9 protein-coding genes are annotated in these 19,143 nt (G+C 51.8%); 3 read left to right on the top strand and 6 right to left on the bottom strand.

Annotation, left to right across the window (positions count from 1 at the left end; all coding sequences use genetic code 11):
- Positions 1-124 precede the first annotated feature (124 nt).
- A complete protein-coding gene (locus tag GNX18_RS09480; RefSeq protein ID WP_166217412.1) occupies positions 125-1,909 on the bottom strand; it encodes a peptide MFS transporter in 1,785 nt (594 codons plus the stop codon).
- 175 nt (positions 1,910-2,084) lie between these two features.
- On the opposite strand from GNX18_RS09480, the gene GNX18_RS09475 reads away from it, so the two are divergent.
- Complete coding sequence (locus tag GNX18_RS09475) at positions 2,085-3,284, top strand: tetratricopeptide repeat protein (RefSeq protein ID WP_166217410.1); 1,200 nt, start codon at positions 2,085-2,087, stop codon at positions 3,282-3,284.
- Positions 3,285-3,338: 54 nt separating this feature from the next.
- Here GNX18_RS09475 and GNX18_RS09470 read toward each other — a convergent pair whose 3' ends face one another.
- Positions 3,339-6,029, bottom strand: coding sequence for a TonB-dependent siderophore receptor (locus GNX18_RS09470; protein ID WP_166217408.1), 2,691 nt, complete (start codon positions 6,027-6,029; stop codon positions 3,339-3,341).
- 470 nt (positions 6,030-6,499) lie between these two features.
- Positions 6,500-7,084 (bottom strand): MarC family protein, encoded by a 585-nt coding sequence (locus GNX18_RS09465; RefSeq protein WP_138233795.1) that lies wholly within the window; start codon positions 7,082-7,084, stop codon positions 6,500-6,502.
- Between the two features lie 436 nt (positions 7,085-7,520).
- Here GNX18_RS09465 and GNX18_RS09460 point away from each other — a divergent pair, with 436 nt between their 5' ends.
- Together GNX18_RS09460 and GNX18_RS09455 are read left to right on the top strand one after the other, a co-directional pair.
- Positions 7,521-7,799, top strand: a complete 279-nt coding sequence (locus GNX18_RS09460; protein WP_166217406.1) for a hypothetical protein — start codon at positions 7,521-7,523, stop codon at positions 7,797-7,799.
- A 215-nt stretch (positions 7,800-8,014) separates the two neighbouring features.
- Positions 8,015-9,667, top strand: coding sequence for a sulfotransferase (locus GNX18_RS09455; RefSeq protein ID WP_166217403.1), 1,653 nt, complete (start codon positions 8,015-8,017; stop codon positions 9,665-9,667).
- Positions 9,668-9,760: 93 nt separating this feature from the next.
- Here GNX18_RS09455 and GNX18_RS09450 read toward each other — a convergent pair whose 3' ends face one another.
- The 3 genes from GNX18_RS09450 to GNX18_RS09440 form a co-directional block, all read right to left on the bottom strand.
- The gene (locus tag GNX18_RS09450; RefSeq protein ID WP_166217400.1) at positions 9,761-12,781 is read right to left on the bottom strand and encodes a TonB-dependent receptor domain-containing protein; all 3,021 of its coding nucleotides are present in this window, start codon (positions 12,779-12,781) and stop codon (positions 9,761-9,763) included.
- Between the two features lie 288 nt (positions 12,782-13,069).
- The gene (locus tag GNX18_RS09445) at positions 13,070-15,955 is read right to left on the bottom strand and encodes a TonB-dependent receptor (protein WP_166217397.1); all 2,886 of its coding nucleotides are present in this window, start codon (positions 15,953-15,955) and stop codon (positions 13,070-13,072) included.
- Positions 15,956-16,248: 293 nt separating this feature from the next.
- Positions 16,249-19,032: a TonB-dependent siderophore receptor gene (locus GNX18_RS09440; protein ID WP_166217394.1), complete on the bottom strand. Its 2,784-nt coding sequence runs from the start codon at positions 19,030-19,032 to the stop codon at positions 16,249-16,251.
- Positions 19,033-19,143 lie beyond the last annotated feature (111 nt).

Below are 19,143 nucleotides of genomic sequence, written 5' to 3'. Positions count from 1 at the left end.
TTTCCGCCATCCATGGCGGTCACCGCAGGCTCCTACAACGTGGTTTTGTCTGTACACTTCCGTCAACAAAAAGGCCGTTGCGGTTTCCCGCAGCGGCCTTTTTAGTGCGTTTGGTTGTCGCCAATCAGCGAATACCGCACATCCCTTTCTTCAACAGCGGAGAAATGACAATCATCAACGCGCCGACGCCGAGACCCCACCACATCAGATATTCGTACAGGCTGGTGTAAGTCGCCAGTGTAGACGCCACATCCGTGCCCCCATCCTGAGGCATAGCTGCCATCTTGCCAATACGGGTCGCGACGGTTTCAGACAGGGCGGTGGCCAGGAACCAGGTTCCCATACTCACGCTCACTACCTTGCCGATGGACAGCTTGGTCACCGCAGACAGACCAACAGGGGACAGGCACAGCTCACCGGTGGTGTGCAGCAGGTAGGCCAGCACCAGCCAGATCATGGCGACTTTGCCGGCTTCGGTGGGGAATGCAGCACCCAGAACCAGCGCACCGAAGCCGAGGCCGGCCTGAATGATCCCCAGGCCGAACTTGACCGGCGTGCTGGGTTCCCAGCCGCGCTTGCCAAGCCACACCCACAGGGCTGCAAAGGGAATCGCCAGCAGCATGATGAAGCCGGCATTCAGGGAGCCGAACATGGAGGCGCGGATTTCTCCATCCCCGACGGTGCGGTCGAGCACGCGGTCCGCATACAGCGTCATGGAGCCAGCAGACTGTTCGAACAGAGCCCAGAACACGATGGTGGAAGTGATCAGCACCATCAGCACCACGGTGCGGGAGAACTCCTCGCTATAGTGGCGGGCAAAGCCGTAGCCGATAAAGGCGACAAGCCCCAGCAGCATACCGCCCAGCCACACGTCTATGTCGGTAAACGCCCAGATCAGGCCCAGAGCCGCGGTTACCGCTGCCATGGCGATGGCGACCATGTCCTTGCCCTTACTGTCTTTGTGCAGCATGGAGAACAGGATGAGGCCCACGATGGCGACAATCAGCAGGCTGTTCTGCGCCAGGTGAACGACCGGCTCACTCTGAACCAGGAACCACACCAGCGCCAGTGACGCGATACCGCCCAGGTAAACGGCCCATTCCTTGTTGATCGGACCGAGTGCCTTTTCTTTCAGCACTTCCGGACGGCTGGGTTCAGCCAAGCCATCCAGGTATTTCTGCCCCCACATGAAGGTGATCAGACCCAGCAGCATGCCGATACCCGCCACACCGAAGCCGTAACCCCAGCCGTAGGTTTCACCCAGCCAGCCGCACAGCAGCGTGGCGATGAAGGACCCCACATTGATACCCATGTAGAAGATGGTGAAGCCCGCATCGCGGCGGGGATCATTCTTCGGGTATAGCTGGCCGACAATGGTGGAAATGTTCGGTTTCAGGAAGCCTACACCCACAGTGATCAGCGCCAGCGCCATAAAGAAGACGTTCAGTGCGACCACATCCTGGATGATCACGTCGCTGGCCAGGGTGGTACCGGCCGCGATAACACTGCCGTCATTCAGGGTAATGGCTTCGCTGAGCACGGTCCCCGCGGCATAAGAAATGGCCTGGTGACCTTCCACCGCCATCAGCAGGTGACCCAGGCAAAGCAGGATGCCGCCGAACAGCACTGCCTTGCGCATACCCAGATAGCGGTCCGCCAGCAAGCCGCCGATCAGCGGGAGTGCGTAAACCAGACCGGCGTAGGCACCGAGTACATCGTAGCCGGCGCTGTCAGTGAACAGGTGGTACTTGGTCAAATACAGCAGAAGCAGATACTTCATGCCGTAGAAAGAGAATCGCTCCCAGAGTTCTGTCGCAAAACAGATGTAAAGTCCTTTCGGATGGCCGAGCAACTCGCCCGAGCCGGTGCGGGGGGCCGTCGTAGTGACGTCTGCGACATTTGATGTCATATCTGCAATCCCGGTTGTTATAGCTTTAATGAAATGTCTCCGGCAGTGTAACAGTCGTCTCAAAAGCTGGCGAATGGTTACACATGAAACAGGAAATGCACCTGTAAAAGGTATTCCTTCACGACAGGAATCGTGGAAAATCAGGAATTCAAAACACGATATGGGGACAATAACGATGAAAACCCCGGAAAATTCTGGGCTGAAAAGATTGCGCTGGTCACAAGTGCTGTTTGTACGCGCCACCAGATTCGGCGCGTGCCTGCTGTCGATGTTGCTCTGGGGCTGCAGTAGCACACTCCCGGCGCCCGAGGCCGCGATCGACCCGAACTGGCTGCTATCCGGCGAGGTACTGTTTGCAGAACCGGTTGCACCGGAAATGCTCCCGGACGACGACATCCTTGGCCTGGAGCCGGAGATACGTCGCTATCTGGCACAGATTGCACCCGATGAAAGCCCACAGCAGCGGCTGGTGGCACTGGTGCACGCCTTTGAAAACCGCGATTTTACTGTTCAGTATCAAGCTGACCGGACCCTCACCGCTTCCGAGACCTACACCCAACAGCAGGGCAACTGCATGGCGTTTACCGTCATGATGGTTGCGATGGCACGGGAACTGGGAGCGGAAGCGCATTTCAATCAGGTGGAGGTGCCACCGGTGTGGGGGCATGAAGAGGCGCAGACCTTTGTAGTGTACCGGCATATCAATATGGTGTCGGAAACCAGTCGCGGGCGCCGTGTCGTGGATTTCAATCTGGCGGCGTACGACCCGGTGTACGACCAGCAAAAAATCTCGGATGCCGAAGCCTTCGGACAGTATTATAGCAACCGCGGTATCGAGTGGATGCAGCGGGGGGACATGCGGCAGGCTTTCCTGTATTTGCGCAAGGCGCTGGCATTGCGCCCTGAAAGCGCCGACCTGTGGGCAAATCTCGGCGCCTTTTACAGCCGCAACCAGCAGCCAGAGGCGGCGGAACAGAGCTATCTGCAGGCGCTGCGATTGCAGGAGGATCACAACATTGCCATCAGCAATCTCGAGCGGCTCTACCGCAAACAGCAGCGGTTTGCCCTTGCGGATCAGTATGCGGAAAAGGCCCGTTTCCACCGGCAGCGAAACCCTTATTACCTCTATTACCAGGCGCGCAACGCCTATGAGCACGGGGATTACAAAAATGCGAAGCGGCAATTGAAGCGTGCTCTCTGGAGGCACGAAAACGACCACCGTTTTCACTTTTTACTGGGACTTACCAACTTCAAGTTGGGTGAGATTGAAGACTCCCTCGAACATTTCAGTGCCGCCTTTTCCCTCGCCAATAACCCGGGCACGCAACAGGCGTACAACCGCAAGCTGGAATATTTGAGGAATCAACAACAATAAAAAAAGGGGATGCCAGTGGCATCCCCTTTTTCGTATCGACTTTAGGTCGGCAACTTAGAACTGGTAAGTGGCACCAGCCCAGAAGTAGCGGCCCTGATAGTCGTAGGTACTGTTCCAGTCACCGCCGCCGGAACCGTCGAACGGCTCGCGGTCGGCGACGTTGTCAATACCGGCGCTCAGGCTCATTGCCTCGGTTACGTCCCAGCCAGCCTTCAGGTTGATGTAGGTAGCTGAAGGTACGTCGAGGTACGGGCTGTGGCCGTTATCGATGTACTGGGCGTCAACACCCAGGTTCCAGGAATTGCCGTACCAGGTAGCGCTGGTCAGCGCACGCCATTTTACGTACATATCGGAAGAGGTGCCGATGTAACCCTTGTAGTCAGTGGTCTGACCAGTCTGGGTGTTGAACTCTTTGTACTCAAGCAGACGGGTAGCCTGGGCACGCAGTGCCAGCTGGCCAGCGTCGAAGTCGAAGTTCTGGGTCATATCGATATCAACACCTTTGGTGTTGATCTGGCCCAGGTTCATCAACGCACCTTCCAGTGCAGTGATATTGCCCGCGTCGTTGCGCTGGATGCGATCACATGCGGAGGCAATACCTCTGCGTTCACAGTCATCCAGAATCAGCTGCAGATCCGGAGAGGTGATTGCGTCTTCGATTTCGATGTCGAAGTAGTCCAGAGTAATGGAGAAGTCATTGAAGAAGCTCGGAGTCCACACAACACCAGCGGTGAAGGTAGTGGCTTCTTCCGGAGTCAGCTCAGAGTTACCACCGATATTGGTCGGAACCTGGCCGTCGAAAGCCGTAATGATCTTATTACAATGGGCTCCAGTACCTTTCTCTGCTTCTGCGTAGCAGGGGTCTTCCAGGTACTCGTAGCTCTGAGCAGAACCGCTGAACAGTTCATAGATACCCGGAGCGCGGAAGGAGGTAGAGTAGCTGGTACGGAAACGCACGTCTTCGGTCGGCGCGTAAACCAGACCCAGCTTTCCGGTGCTTTCGCCACCGAAGGTGTCGAAGTCGGAGTAGCGTACTGCCAGATCTGCTGTCAGCTCTTCGGCATACTTCATACCTGCCAGAATTGGCAGATTGAATTCCGCGAAAACTTCAGTAGCGGAGAATTCACCCGCAGTGGCGTCTTGCTGGTTGCCGAAGGTATCACCGGTCTGAGTTTCTACGGAAGGATTGAACTCACCGGATTCCTCGCGGTATTCAACGCCGGCAGCAAAGCCCAGAGTGCCGCCCTGGAACTGGATGGCTTCGATGTCGCCGGTCAGGCTCGCGCCCGCGTTTACCAGCTCGTACTCGTTGTTTTCGTGGTCGTCGTAGCGGATATAGTCGAGTACGTCAGCGCCGATGCCGCCGAAGAACTGCGGGTTCTGGATAGGGGAAGTGCCATCCAGTACCTGCGACAGCAGGCGCTTGTTGTAGGAGTTGCGGGTAACGTTTTCGCCTTCGTTCTTGCCGTAGCTGTAGAAGGTATCCCAGCTCCAGCTATTAGCGAAGTCGCCGCGCGCGCCGAGAATTACACGGTAGGTGTCGGTGGTTTGCTCGTAGTCACGAGTGCCGCCGCCCACCGGGCGCAGACGTACATCGATCGGGTTGGCATCCCACGCAGTGCCGTGGCTCGCAGCTGGCTCAGTCGGCTTCATACCTTCCGGTGAACCTTGCGCTACCCACTCGGCCAGTGCGGCTTCGTACGCAGCCTTATCGATCTGGTATGCCTGCTCGGCTTTGTCCCACGCTGCCATCAACTGTTGCTGCATAGCAGGCGTCAGGTGGTCGGTGGTCATACTCATGCCGTTGGCGCCGTACATCGGCTGCGCCGCCAGCTGTTGGTTGGTGGTTTTGGTGGTAAAGCTGGCTTCACCGTACAGTTCGGTGGCGTCAGTCAGGGAGAAGGTGCCGTTGGCGGTCGCGGAAGAGCGCTCCATAGCTCCAGACAGCCACATGTACTGGCCAATCTCATGAGACTCTGCTCCTGCCGTCAGACCAGAGCCGTCTTCTTTGACTTTGAAGCTGCCGTAGTCGGTGTAGACGTTACCGTTCGGGGTGATGGAGCTGTTGAGACTCGCCCACTCGCGATCTTTGTAGGTGATTTCATCACGCTGGCTGTGGCTGATGTTGGCAATGAAGCTGCCGCGTTCGCCTTCACCACTGAAGGTGAAAGAGATATCGCCGTTCTCACCGCCGCCGTCTTTGGTGGCACCACCGCGGACACTTATCATCGGGCCGTCAACAGCCTTTTTCAGGACTACGTTGATAACACCTGCAACGGCGTCGGAGCCGTATACCGCGGAAGCACCGTCGGTCAGCACTTCGATACGCTCAATCATGTCGACAGGAATGTTGTTCATGTCGACGGCGGAACCTACGCCGGAAGAGGAAGAAACGAAGCGACGGCCGTTAACCAGTACCAGCGTGCGCTCGGAACCGAGATTGCGCAGGTCTACGAAAGACAGGCCAGCACCGCCGTTGTTGTCATTGGCGTTGATGCCGGTGGTGCCCATGGATGGCAGCTGGTTCAGCAGCTCGTCAACGGTGCCAACACCTGAACGTTTGATGGCAGCGGAATCCAGAATAGTAATAGGGCCGGTGGTGGACAGCGGATCGCGCGCAATACGTGAACCGGTAACAATCACTTCTTCAACAATTGGGCTAGCGGCAGTTTCCTGCGCGGACACGGCAGCGGTAGCCAGAGTGCTGAACGCAGCAACAGCAATACTCAACTTGGTCTTGATCATAAATGCATCCTTTATGTCGTTAGAGGCACTTTTATTGGTTTGTTGTATTTTTAGTGCGGGCTGACTTTAAAGGATCATTTTTAATAGTGGAACTAACCTGTCATTGGGAGATCTCATGGAAATACAATATATTGTTCTCTTCTTGATCTAACTGGCTGTTTTTTGACCTTTAAGGAGTCTGTCTATCCGAAGGTTTTGCATATTTACATTAAATTAATATGTAAATTCAAAAAAAGTTAGGATGTTCTTAACTAAAATTTCGGACCTTTCTGGTGGGCAATAAATGATCAAAATGCAAAAATGTATGCTTTTTGATCAGTTCTGAGGGCGCTGCTGAAAAGTGGGAGCTTTCTGTTGAAGAGCTTACTAGTGGCGGACAAATATGCTTCCTGCAGGCAGTTTTTCAGGAAAAAGTAAAAAAGGGGCTTGCGCCCCTTTTCCTGTATTCCTTTTCTCGTTGGTCAGATCCCCTAAGCCAGGCTCTGCTTGATTCCATCCAGAAACAGCTGTACTGCGAGCATCACCAGCACCATTCCCATCAGGCGTTCCACCGCGATCAACCCGCGATTGCCTAAAAGACGAGCAAGTGGTGAAGACGCCAACAAAATCACCGCAGATACCGCCCAGGCGCCCAGTAGGGCCAGCGTCCAGTTCCACAGTTGCTCTCCTTCGCTGTTTGTCATTAGCATCAGAATCGCCATGGTCGAAGGGCCGGCCACCAATGGAACCGCCAGCGGCACGAAGAAAGGTTCGCCTTCAAGCCGCTCACCCATGATTCCTCCCTCCACGGGAAACACCATACGGATCGCGATCAGGAACAGGATGATCGCTCCGGCAATCCGGATTGCCTCCTGCGATAGTCCCAGCCAGGCAAGTACAAACCGGCCCCCATAAAGGAATACCAGCAACACGATCAAGGCAAAGATGAGTTCACGCATGATCACGTAGAGCTGGCGCCGTTGAGGCACGTTCTTCAACGCTGCAAGGAACACCGGGATATTACCCAGTGGGTCCATGACGAAGAGGAGGGTGAGGAAGGCGGTTAGGGTGTCCATGGTCTTTCGGTTGTCCGGGATATTGTGTAAGTGGAGTTTTTAATCGTCTTTTTAGAAAAAGGCAGTTTTATTACCTAATTTCTTGAGTGCTAATAGACTGGTGCGTTGAATCACGGCGCAATAAACGTTCACGGTCGAGAAAAATGAGGTTTTGTGGTTGGGTTTGCTGCAGCTTGAGGCGAGCAAGCGAGCTGCTGTGGAGAAGGCTCAGTCTGTGTGAAACTAATCGACTCTCCATAGAGCAATTCTGGCACAATTTTTTCAGAAGTTCCGCTGTTTGTGCAATCCCTGACACAAGAATGTGGTTGGGTAGTTTATGTGGAAAATGTTAGTTATGAACCGGAGAATAAAAGACTCGCATATAGTCACCATGAGATGATTTCTGGATAGCGTTGAGGCAAAATCATCGACTCAAATTATAAACTAGGGTATATCAATGAAACTCAGCAAACTTCTTTTCACCGCTTTTTTATTATCGGCTTTGGCAGGCTGTGCATCTGGTACAAGTGAAAATCAGTCCGCTGGCACGCTGAAAACCGAGCCGGCGGCTTCTTTAGCGAAAGATAACGAAGAAAAAATTTGTAAAGTGCGTGCAATAACTGGTTCCCGATTTAAGCAGAAAACCTGTATGACTGAAAAGGAGTGGGAAAATATGGCCTACGAAACCAAGAAAATGTTAGACGAAGATACTCGTAGTAAGCCCACTAACTATTGATATAGATTGTGTAAGTGTGGCCGTGAGGTTATTCCTTGTTGTCTTGTGATTGCTAGGGATACCTCTGGCTTTTGATTTTTAATGCTACCTCTATATCGGGTTGGCCCATTTTAATTTCTCACTTTTCATAACCCATATTTCATAGAAGGTAATGTAGTAAGTGTTGCCGCATAGGTAATGTCAGCGCGCCGTTTCAAAAGGTGGAATAAGGTTTAATGACATTTTCTGCTAATGTTAATAATGAACTTCGTAAAGCTAGGGGGCTTGCCCTCGGTGGTAGATTCTCCGAGGCGGAAAGTATTTATCAAAAATTGGCATCGGGTAAAGTCGGCCGGGAAAGCGCTCTGCGAGAACTTTGTCAGCTCTACATACAGTGGCAAAAGTTTGGGAGAGCCATTGACTGTGTGGAACAGTTGGCCAAGAGTGTTTCAACTACACCCGAGTATTGGTTGCAGTTGGCACAATTGGCGCAGTCGGTTGGAAATACCAATAAGGCAATAGAAGCTTATCGAAGATACTTTAGCAAGGAACCCGGGCAGCCAAACACCGTGTTTAACTTTGCCTATATGCTTAGGAAAGCTGGATATTTAGAGGAAGCTATTGATTGGTATCAGAAATCTTTGCTTTTGAATATTTCTGACAAAGAAGAAGTGTATACAAATATCGGGGTCATCTATTCCGAGCTACGTCGTGAACACAAGGCCAAGGAATTTTTTGAAAAAGCTCTTGACGTTCGGAGTGACTATATTCCCGCGATGCTAAATCTAGCTGCTTATTTTGAGGAGTTGGGAGAGAAAGACAAGGCTTCACGACTGTACAACAGGGCATTGAAAATAGATGACGGCTGTAGTTTGGCGCTTTGTCGGTTGGCAAATATGGGGTCAGCAAGTGAAAGCGGCGATGTATTGATTCGGCGTGCGTTAGCACTTGTTGAGAGAGCTGGTATTTCAGACTCGGAAGCTGAAGAGTTACATTTTGCGCTAGGTAAACTTTTTGATGACTGCGGCAGTTATGATAATGCATTCAAGCACTATCAATTGGCAAATCAAATAGGCAGAAAACGTTTTTCTCTTTATGATCAATATGGCCATAAATGTAAAGTTGATGCATTGATTCAATGTTTTTCCAGGGAGTGGTTTGAAAACCATTTCTCTAATGTTGAAGATGCTCCAGTTTTTATTTGTGGTATGTTTCGTTCCGGTTCTACGCTCATTGAACAAGTGCTTAGTGGCCATTCTAGGTTGACTGCGGGCGGTGAGAACGATTTTTTTCCTCAGCTTGCATTTCGAATGGGGGAAAGTTATCCGCTTGCAATAAAAAGTATGTCAAATGCCGATCTCACATCAATGGGTTCTTGTTACATGGAAGACCTCCGAAGAAGGTTTCCCGGAGCAGATTTAATTACGGATAAGCGGCCAGACAATTTTTTGCATGTCGGCTTGATTAAAGCTGTTTTGCCAAAATCCAGGTTTTTATTGACTAGACGTGGATTGTTAGACAATTGCCTGTCTGTTTATTTTCAGCAGCTTGGCGGAGGTATGAATTACTCCGTCGATCTTGAGTTCATTGCGCACTATTACGTTGAGCAGGTGCGCTTGATGACACATTGGAAGTGCCTGTTTCCTGATGACATCTTGGAGATCGAGTATGAGGAATTTGTTGAAGATCCCGAAGGAGAGCTTCGACATGTACTTTCTTTTCTCGGGTTGCCCTGGGAGACCTCTTGTCTAGAGTTTACCGAACGTAGTAACTACGTAAAAACTGCGAGTATTTGGCAGGTAAGGGAGGGGATTCACTCTCGCTCAACTAGCCGATATCAAAACTATCGCGGATACTTGAAGAGCCTCGAGAAGTATTTGGCGAAATAATTTCGCTCGCGACAAGTTGATCAGTTAATTCAATAAAAAAGCGCGGAAGAAAATCTTCCGCGCTTTTTTGTAGAGATTTCTGATCCTGAAGGATTAGAAGTCTACAGTAACTCCCAAGAACGCATAACGACCAAGTGCGTCGTAAATGCCTGGGAAGGTATTGCCGTTACCGAAGATACCGGCGCCGGCATCCGCAGTCAAAGGTGGCTCTTCGTCGAGCAGGTTATTGATACCGGACCGAACAATTACATTGTCAGTCGCAGCCCAGGCAGCGGACAGGTCAAAGTAGTCGATTGCGTCGAAGTCGGCACCATTGGCACCGAGGTCGTCAACGGCGCTAATATGACGCCAGCCACCAGTTACGTCCAACCCTTCCACAGGAGTAGCCCAGGTTGCGCGCAGAGTGCTGACGTACTCAGGGGTTGGTTCGCCGCAAGAGCCATTCCAAACACCGTTGCAGTCTTCTACCGCTTCTCCCGCAAACTCCTGTTGATCCCACTTGGTCAGATAGGTGGCAATGAAGTTCATATTCATGGAACCAAACCGACCAATGTCGAAGCCGTAGTTGGCATTTACATCAATGCCTGCGGTTTCGATAAAGCCGAGGTTGGCATCCGGAGAACTGATACTTGCCTCGCCAACCCAGAGGTTGCCATTGGCGCCGCGGTTGATCGAATCACAGAAACGGGCTTCACCGGTTTCAAGACACTTATTCAGCACTGTTTCTGGAGAGACTGCATCAATAGCGTCGGTAACGTCGATATTGAAATAGTCCACGCTTACGGTCAGACCTTCGACCATACTCGGAGAATATACAAATCCAAAGGTCACGGTCTCGGACTCTTCAGGTGTTAGAGTCTCGGTACCACCGCCGATGAAGTTGTACTGACCGGCAGGGGAATCCATGTCTCCACCGTACGTTGCTGCAGTTATGCCGGAGTTCATACATGCTTCCAGAGAGGCAGATGGCCCAACCAGCTCACCCTTGCTGTTCACGCGAGATCCGCAGGGGTCTTCTGTCATGTCGAACAGCTGAATAGATCTCGGGCGATAGAGTTCCCGAATATTGGCGTGGCGCATTGCGGACTGGAAGCTTGCGCGGACTTTCAGGTCGGAAATTGGTGACCAGTCTGCAGCCAGCTTAAAGGTATCGGTACTGATGTCGGTAGAGTAGTCAGAGTACCGGTAGGCCATTTCCAGACCCAAGTACTCGAATCCGGGCTTGCCGGTAACCAGGGGAATGTTCATTTCAGTGAACACTTCTTTTACGCTCAGACTTCCGTCGACACCTAAGGTGGGGCCACCTTGACCGGCACCATCACCAGTGAGGAAGCCGTTATCCGGGCTGTAATTCAGTGTCTCTCTACGGCTTTCCAAGCCCATAACAACTGCTACACCACTATCAGCACTGGGCAGTTGAACGCCATAGTCGCCGAGGTTGCCGGTCACATAGCCTGAATAAATTTCCTGCTCGGTAGTTCCTCGGGCGAACAGAGGCAGAATCAGATAGTTCAGTGCCTCCTGAGTAACGCCACCTTCCTGGAAGATATTGTAGGGAACACATGTAGGATCAGATCCATCGACAACGGACTGACAAACAATATTACCTTTGTCATCTTCTACAACGTTGAGTGCACGAGCAATTCTGGTTGCGGAAAAATCATTCAGGTAGGTCTGTTCCATACTTACTTCTGCATACTGTGCATATACATCGTAAGACCAGCTCTCGTTGATATCGCCGCGAACACCAAAAACACCGCGCAGGCTGGTGTGTCGCAGATCGTCTTGGCGTGGACCACCTTCAACGTTGCGGCGGCCGATATAGATGGCTCCGGGAGCGGTAATGGGGTTGCCGGTTACTTCATTGATAAGTACGTTGCCGTCGGGATCAGTTTTGGTTACAACCAAATCACTGAGATTTTGATCTTTGGTCAGGCCGTAGACGCCACAGATAGCTTCGAATTGCTGCTCAGAAAGCAGCGGGTTGCCACAGTTGAGGTCACTGGTAACAAAGAAGGCACCAGACGGCGCGATTTGCGCAACGGTACGGTCATCCGCGTACATCAGCTGAGTGTAGGCGGTGGCATTATCATTGATGTCGTAGTGCGCAAACGCACCCATGGTCCAACGCTCATCGGGACGTTGGAAATAGTTTAATGGGCCGTAGTTATAAACTTCACCATTGCGTTTAACAAACTCGTTGCCTTCTACGAGGTAGTCAAACCCTTTAATGGCTTCGCCATTCGGACCCAAGCCATTGTTCGATCCAAAATCAGTAAATCTGGCCGGGAACATGGTGGTGGAGCCGCCACAGCCAAATGAATCCGGTGAGCCGGCCAGTGCACAGCCACTATAGTCACGATCTGACTGCAGAACGGAATCAATCTTGCGGTAGTTCGCATAAGCTGTAACGTTGCCACGACCGTTGTCCAGATTGGCACCCATGATGAGGGCAAAATCATTGATTTCACCGTCAGTCACACTGCCATCAGCAACGTCAAAACCTTTGGATTCAACCAGGTTCTGCATGTCGCTGTTGTTATTGTTGTGCTGATACAAACTGGTTTGGGTTTCGAAACGGAGACCTTCGAAGTCATCCTTCATGATGAAGTTGACGACACCAGCAATCGCGTCAGAACCGTAAGTGGCGGAAGAACCGCCGGTCAGCACTTCAACGCGCTCCACCAAGGCACCGGGAATCTGGTTCAAGTCCGCTCCGGAACCACCGGCAACAGGGGAGCCTGCAGGCATACGGCGACCGTCGATTAGCACCAGAGTACGCTGTGACTCCAGTCCGCGCAGAGATACGGTTGCTGTACCAGTGGCACCATTCGCCTGCCCGGCAGTCTGAGTTGCTGCAACTTGTGGAAGGCTGTTAATCAGGTCTTCAACGCGAACGACACCAGTCGCTTTGAAATCATCAGCGTTTACGGTAGTAACCGGGCTTACACTAACTTCGTTTGCGTCACGCTGAATACGAGAACCAGTAACTACTACTTCTTCTACCATTGACGCATCTTGCTGAGCAAATGCGGGCATTGCCGGAACCATGATTGCAGCTGCGGTGAGGCCCAGAGCGCCTTTAACAGCTACAGACAGTAGGTTCTTTTTCATTGGAAATCCTCTCTTGATCGTTGGATTTATATTGTGTTGCCTGAATAGGCGATGCCGGAAATGACTACCCCCAGTGGTCATTCCCTTCCCAACGATCATTTAACGGATGAAGGAGTGGTTCCCTCACTAAAATTCAAAAAAATATTTCAGAGAGCTTTGGTGTAACCTAGGCGTAAGCTTTGTGCCTGTCTTTAGTGACTGTCGGAAAGATTGTGATTGGCAAAAAAAAAGCCCCGACACAGTGGTCGGGGCTTGATACGGTTGTCAGTAAATTACTGCTCTCAATTATCAGAAACGATAATTGGCGCTCAGACGAACGCTGCGAGGTGCTTGATAGCTGGTAGGCTTTTTGTAGTTAGGATCTGCACCGGCAAAGTCCAACTCACCCAGCTCACGAACCTCGATTTCATTGTCGAAGTTGAACAGGTTAAACACGTCAGCACGCAGTACAAGCTCTGAACCATTGCTCATGTTGATCGGATACTGGAGGCTAGCGTCGATATTGAAAATATCACTGGTGCGACCGGCAGTACCACGCACAACCATTTCACCACCACAGAACATCGATTCAGAACCGTATTCGGCGGCAAAGGCGTCGGTTGGGTGGTTCCCAATACAGCTGATAGGGCGGCCATCCTTAGCAGTTAAGTTAGCACCCATCAGCAGTCCATTGTCGAACTGGTAAGAACCCCAGGTTTTGATTGTCCAGCGGCGATCATTCGGCAGATAGCCGAAAGAGCCTTGAGTCAGACCAGGCTGGTCAAATGAAGTAGTAATGCCTGCGTCATCTTGTCCATTGTCACTCTTCACATAGCCTTCATGGTTACCTTTCAGGCTGGCGATAACAAGTGAGCCGCCCAGCATCCATTTGCCATCCCAAGCGCGATCGAAGGTCAACTCAAGAGCCTTGTACGTACGTTCGGCAGCAGGGTACCCCAGCTGGCCGGCGGTCAGCTCAATCGTTTCATCTTGCTCAGGGATGTAAACACGCATATCTGCACCAGGGTTGGTGAGAACGTACTGGTGGAAGCCACCAAATACATCTTCAACAGTATCCCCGTCAACTTTAGAGGCATCCCATGTGCCAGTAGAGTTGTAGTGGTCAATCACTGCGGCGTCGATAGCGATATCTTCGATGGTGCTCTTCAGGTCACGGTAAACACCGCGGACACCAAGAGTCCAGTCATCGTTAAGAGCCAGCTCGTAACCGAGGATGAATTCGTCTTGGTACATGGGCTCAATGTTTTCATCGAGGATGGAGCGTGTATCTGCAACTTCTCCGTTGGCAAAGACGCTGCGTGCCAAGTGATCGCCATAGACTGGGGAGTCGTCACCGTTAAGTTCCAGCAAAGGATAGTAATCTGCTGTATACCATTCTGCGCCGGCCATACGCATATTGGTGTTGGCGGCGATCGGTAAGAAGTAACGACCAAAGTTACCGTAAATCTTGGAGGTGGCGTCGCCGGTAGGATCGAAAGTTATACCCAAGCGCGGTGCCCACTGGTCGTCAATCTTGATGAAGGAATTTCCCTCGGCATTCTTGTTGTCGAAACTTTCGTTGCGGACACCAATATAGGCTGTCAGTTGAGAATTAATTTCCCATTCATCTTGAATGTAGAAAGCGTTTGTAACGGTTTCGAAGCTACCAAAGTTTTCGTAAATTCGGTCTTCGACAAATTCATCGCCTTCATTCAGTAGTCCAGCGGTAACCAGTGAGCTGCTTGCGGAAGCTACCCGGTACATATAGGTGTGACCACCAGTATATTCTGTCGCTTCGTTGGCAGTATTAACTTCGCTATCAAAACCTGCACGAAGGCTATGATTTCCGACGTAATAATCAAGGTCAATACGCCAGGCTTTACGCTCGTCGTTTGCTCCCAGGATTTGTTGGCTTACCCAGTTGCCAATGTCAACACGAGAGCCGGAGCGATAGTCAATGACTGCAGGGTTGGCACTCGCGCTGTTATCATCCATACGGTCATATTTGTTGATACCGTATTGGGCATTCAACGTAAGATCGTCAGTGAGGGCTCCGGTATACTTAATAGTGTGGTTCACACCGCCACGAGTGTAGAAAGAATCGGCAATCTTGTCACCCTTCCCATCCTCTGAGCTGTACTTATATCCACCCTCGGTTTCTTCGCGGGTATCGTCAAAACCAGTGTATTCCAGTGTGTGGCCTTCAGCGATAACGTAATCTATTTTGAGCGCCCAGAAGTCATCCTCCCAGGTGCTTTCAAAGTAACGACCGGAGCCCGCGTCAACATTGGTTTGGTTGTGACGGCTATACAAACCATAGTAAAACAGTTTGTCTTGGATGATTGCACCACTAGCCCAAACATCAAAATTCAATTGCTCGCGTTCGTCCTGATCGTTATCTGCAGCATAGGTGTTTGGAGAGTCTGAACGCAAAGCGTCCGGCTCCCAAAACATATTTACGCCACTTTCAAACTCGTTACCACCACGTTTGGAGGTTGCGTTCATTACACCGCCAATGGCACGCCCGAATTCCGCGTTATAGCCGCCATTCTTAACCTGTACAGTGTCAAGGAACTGAAACGGAACCTGACTACAACTTAGGCCTTTACGGAAATCAGTTGTGTTGAGACCGTTGATGAAACAGGCATTCTCAGCAACAGATGCACCACCCAATGAAAGGCCTGGAGCATCGTGGTTGTTTGTAGCAAATGACACGTCGCCGGCAGTTGCTGATGGGGCCAGCAGAGCGATAGAGGTGAGGTTGCGTGCAACAGGGATTTTAGAGGTCAATTCATCGGTATTAATTACGAAATCTTGTACTGCAGAACTGGTGTCAACACTTACTTGCTTGCCGACAACCTCGAGCTCTTCAATAGTGCCGGAGCCAGATGCCACTAAGTTGAAGGTGGTTTTTCCTCCCAAACCAACGACCACGCCTTTTGCTTCAGCAATTACTTCGCCGTTTTTGCTGGCAGAGATGTCATAGACACCGGTGGCCAATGCTGGGAAGCGAAACTCGCCATCTGTACCAGTGACAAAAGTACGGGAGGCGCCTTGTTTTTGATCCGTAACGGTAATAGTTACATCGGAGGTGCTAACCTCACTGGCGATTAACGCACCACGAAGATAGCCTTTGGTGTCATCTGCGGCAAATACAGGTGCGCACAAAGTCGCACTTACTGCTGCTGCCAGCATGCTTCTCTTAAAGCTAGTTCTCATTCTAAATCCTCTCTTGATCGTTGGATCTTTTTGAATTGTTTCACGAAGCTGGAATGACTACCCCCAAGTGGTCATTCCCTTCCCAACGATCATTTAACGGATGGCGAAATAGTTCCCTCAAGGAAATTGAAAAACATTTTGAGATATATAGTCAGGATATGATGTTTGGGATATATATGTCCGATAATCGTGTGTTGATAGCTATGGGCGGGAACTAGGGGCCCCGCCATGGAGGCGGGGCTGGAGAGGTGAACTTCTGAGGCGGAGGGTTAGAACTGAAAGGTCACGCTACCGTAGAAGAAGCGACCGACAGTGTCGTAGCTTCTCATTAGCGTATTCATGTCATCGTAGTTAGTGACATATGGTGGCTGCTGGTTCCAGACGTTGCGGATACCACCGGTAATCTTGATGTTCTCCCAGCGGAAGTAGTTGAAGTTCACATCTTGATACCAAGTAGTGTCAATATGAGTTGCAAGGTCTCCGGCTTGCGGATCAAAGTCATCAACTTCACCCAGCATCCGGACGGTGGTAAACGCGCTCCAGCAGTCGTACTCGTAGCCGAAGGTGGTGTATAGCTTCCACTCAGGGAAAGCCACGATAGCTGTGGTTACCGGGTCTGCACCATAATAGCCGGCCAAATCGATGGTGGGGTCGTCGGCGCTGGCGCGATACTTCCATTCATGCAGATAGGTCGCGGTAGCGTTAACCGTGAAAATACCAGGACCCATCTCCATGCTGTAGTCGAATCCGAGATCGACACCGGAGGTTTCAAAGGTTGAGACGTTCTGGCTATTCAATAGCTGACCGGCAACAGTCAGGTCCGATGCTCGGCGCTGGGGCGCGTCTGCCGAGGGACTGGTGCCTACTGCGGGTGCGCCGGTAATCAGGTCACACAGTGGTGAGCTAAAGTTCGCACTCTCATAACAACCGTTGACAATGGTGTTAGTGGTCAGAGTGCCAATGGCGTCGTCAATACTGATATTGAAGTAATCCAGAGTGAATCCCATGTCATCAGTGAAGGTTGGAGTCCACACGATGCCCAGGGTATAGCTCTCGGATGTTTCAGCATTCAGGTCCGGGTTGCCGCCGAACAGACCGGTTGCCTGTGTGCCGATAGTGGTCCCGGGGGCGATACCGTCAGCCATGCAGTTGGCAACAACGTTGACAGGGTCTTCATCGGCATCGTAGTCGTTACATGGATCGGTATAGGTTTCTGCGGATACGGTTGGGGTCAGGAACAAATCGTCCAGGCCTGGGGCACGGAATCCTTCGGAGTAGGTGCCACGGAAGCGGAGTTGCTCCAGTGGCGCATATTCGATGACTGCGCCAAAGGTGGTGTCACTACCTATGGTGTTGTAGTCGGAATACCGGAATGAAGCTTCGAAAGCGAGAATATCTGCCCACGGGCGTCCTTCCAGCACCGGGACCCTTACTTCTCCATAAAACTCATCGACACTGTAACTGCCGCCCCATGCGTCGCCATTTACAAAGTAGATCTGGCCGATTTCCGCAGCGCCATCAGGAATAATTTCTGTCGTCTCTGAACGGTTTTCATAACCGATGGCCCAAGCGGGCGCCTCACCGGTAAGGGCCCATTCTCCGAAATCACCTACTAGGTTGGCTTGGAAGCTACGTAATCTGGCGCGCTCTATAGGTGAGTTGGTTACTAGGGCATACTGCTGCATGGCAGGGGAGAGACTGTTTTCCGCGAAGGGATTCCAGGCTGTTTCGCCGGTCTCGGCAACGGCAGCCGCACAATCTGGATCGGCGGCGCAAGCGGCTGGGTCAAGGAGGTTTTCGAACCGAATGGTATTGGCCCTGCCGCGGTCTATCTGCGAGTCGATCCAGCGGGAATAGTTGTAAGAAAGGTCCCAGGTCCACTCATTGCAGAACTCACCTTCCAGGCCGACGACGCCGCGCCAGGTATTTAGGTCTTGGGTAAACGAACGGCCACCGGTTTCAGCCAGACGGCGGCCGATGGTGACTGGTTCATTGAATCCCGCGGGGAAGCCTGGATTTGTCAATGGAACTTCTGGAGCCCAAAAAGTACCCTCCGCTGCCATCAATTGGTCTGAGCGACGGTTAACAAATGAGAGCTCAGAGAATCCCCGTATCGTAGTAACGTCTTCCCAGTCCCATAATTCGTAGGTGCCATATCCATAAATGGAAGCAACTTCTTGGGGAGTTACCAGATAGCTGGCTGCCGCGAAATTGTAGCCGTACCGAGCCAGGTCAAAATCTTCGACTTCTCCGGTAACCGGGTCGACAATGAATTGGTCGTTATTCGATAGAGGAGAGAAGCGCGCCGGGATAGTTGTCGGGCTACCGATACAAAGCACGTTGCCACCAGATTCGCCAAGAGGGCACTCGGAGAAGCGGCGGTCTCCCTGCCAGATATCATCGCGCTTGGTGTACTGCGCATTTAGCATCACATGACCTTTGTCGTTCCCTGTACCAAAGGTCGCTGCGGCGAGATATTCATCGCCGTCACCGTGCGTGGAGGAACCGTAATCCGCGGTGAGCTCCGCCCCCTCAAACCCTTTCTTGGTGATAATGTTGATGACACCGGCGATGGCGTCAGAACCGTAAATGGTGGATGCTCCGTCGCGAAGTATTTCGACGCGTTCAATGATGGAGGTAGGGATGGTGTTGAGGTCGACCACACCGGTGGCGCCGCCGGATGAGCTGAGGCGGCGACCGTTCATCAGGATCAGTGTGCGGGAAGATCCGAGGCCGCGAAGCGATACTGTCGCCAGGCCGGCACTGCCATTGTTTACCGATGAGCCCAGTTGGCCACCGGTCATTGATGGAATATCTTGCAGGAAATCTTCCAGAGTGGTTTGCCCTGACTGTTCGAGTTGTGCCGCGTCAAACACACTGATAGGGGTGGCGCTGTTGGCGTCTGTCGCACGCTGAATTCGAGAACCGGTTACAACAATTTCCTCAACCTCTGCCTGAGTATCTTGGGCAAAAGAAACGGAGGAAAAGCTGGTTGAAACCGCGGCAGCCGCGATCGCGCCCTTGATTGCCCGAGAAAGACGGGTTCTGTCCATGGTATACCTCTCCTGATACCGGTAATGTTCGCCGAATTTGGCTTTGCTCTCCCTGACAACTGCTTACTTCTATCAATAGAGGCTTGCTAACAACCCTAGAACAATTTTTCT

This window comes from Microbulbifer sp. SH-1 (assembly GCF_011326135.1).
Classification (GTDB): domain Bacteria; phylum Pseudomonadota; class Gammaproteobacteria; order Pseudomonadales; family Cellvibrionaceae; genus Microbulbifer; species Microbulbifer harenosus.
The sequence above is the reverse complement of the archived record's forward strand: the minus strand, read 5'-3'. Positions and strand labels throughout refer to the sequence as shown.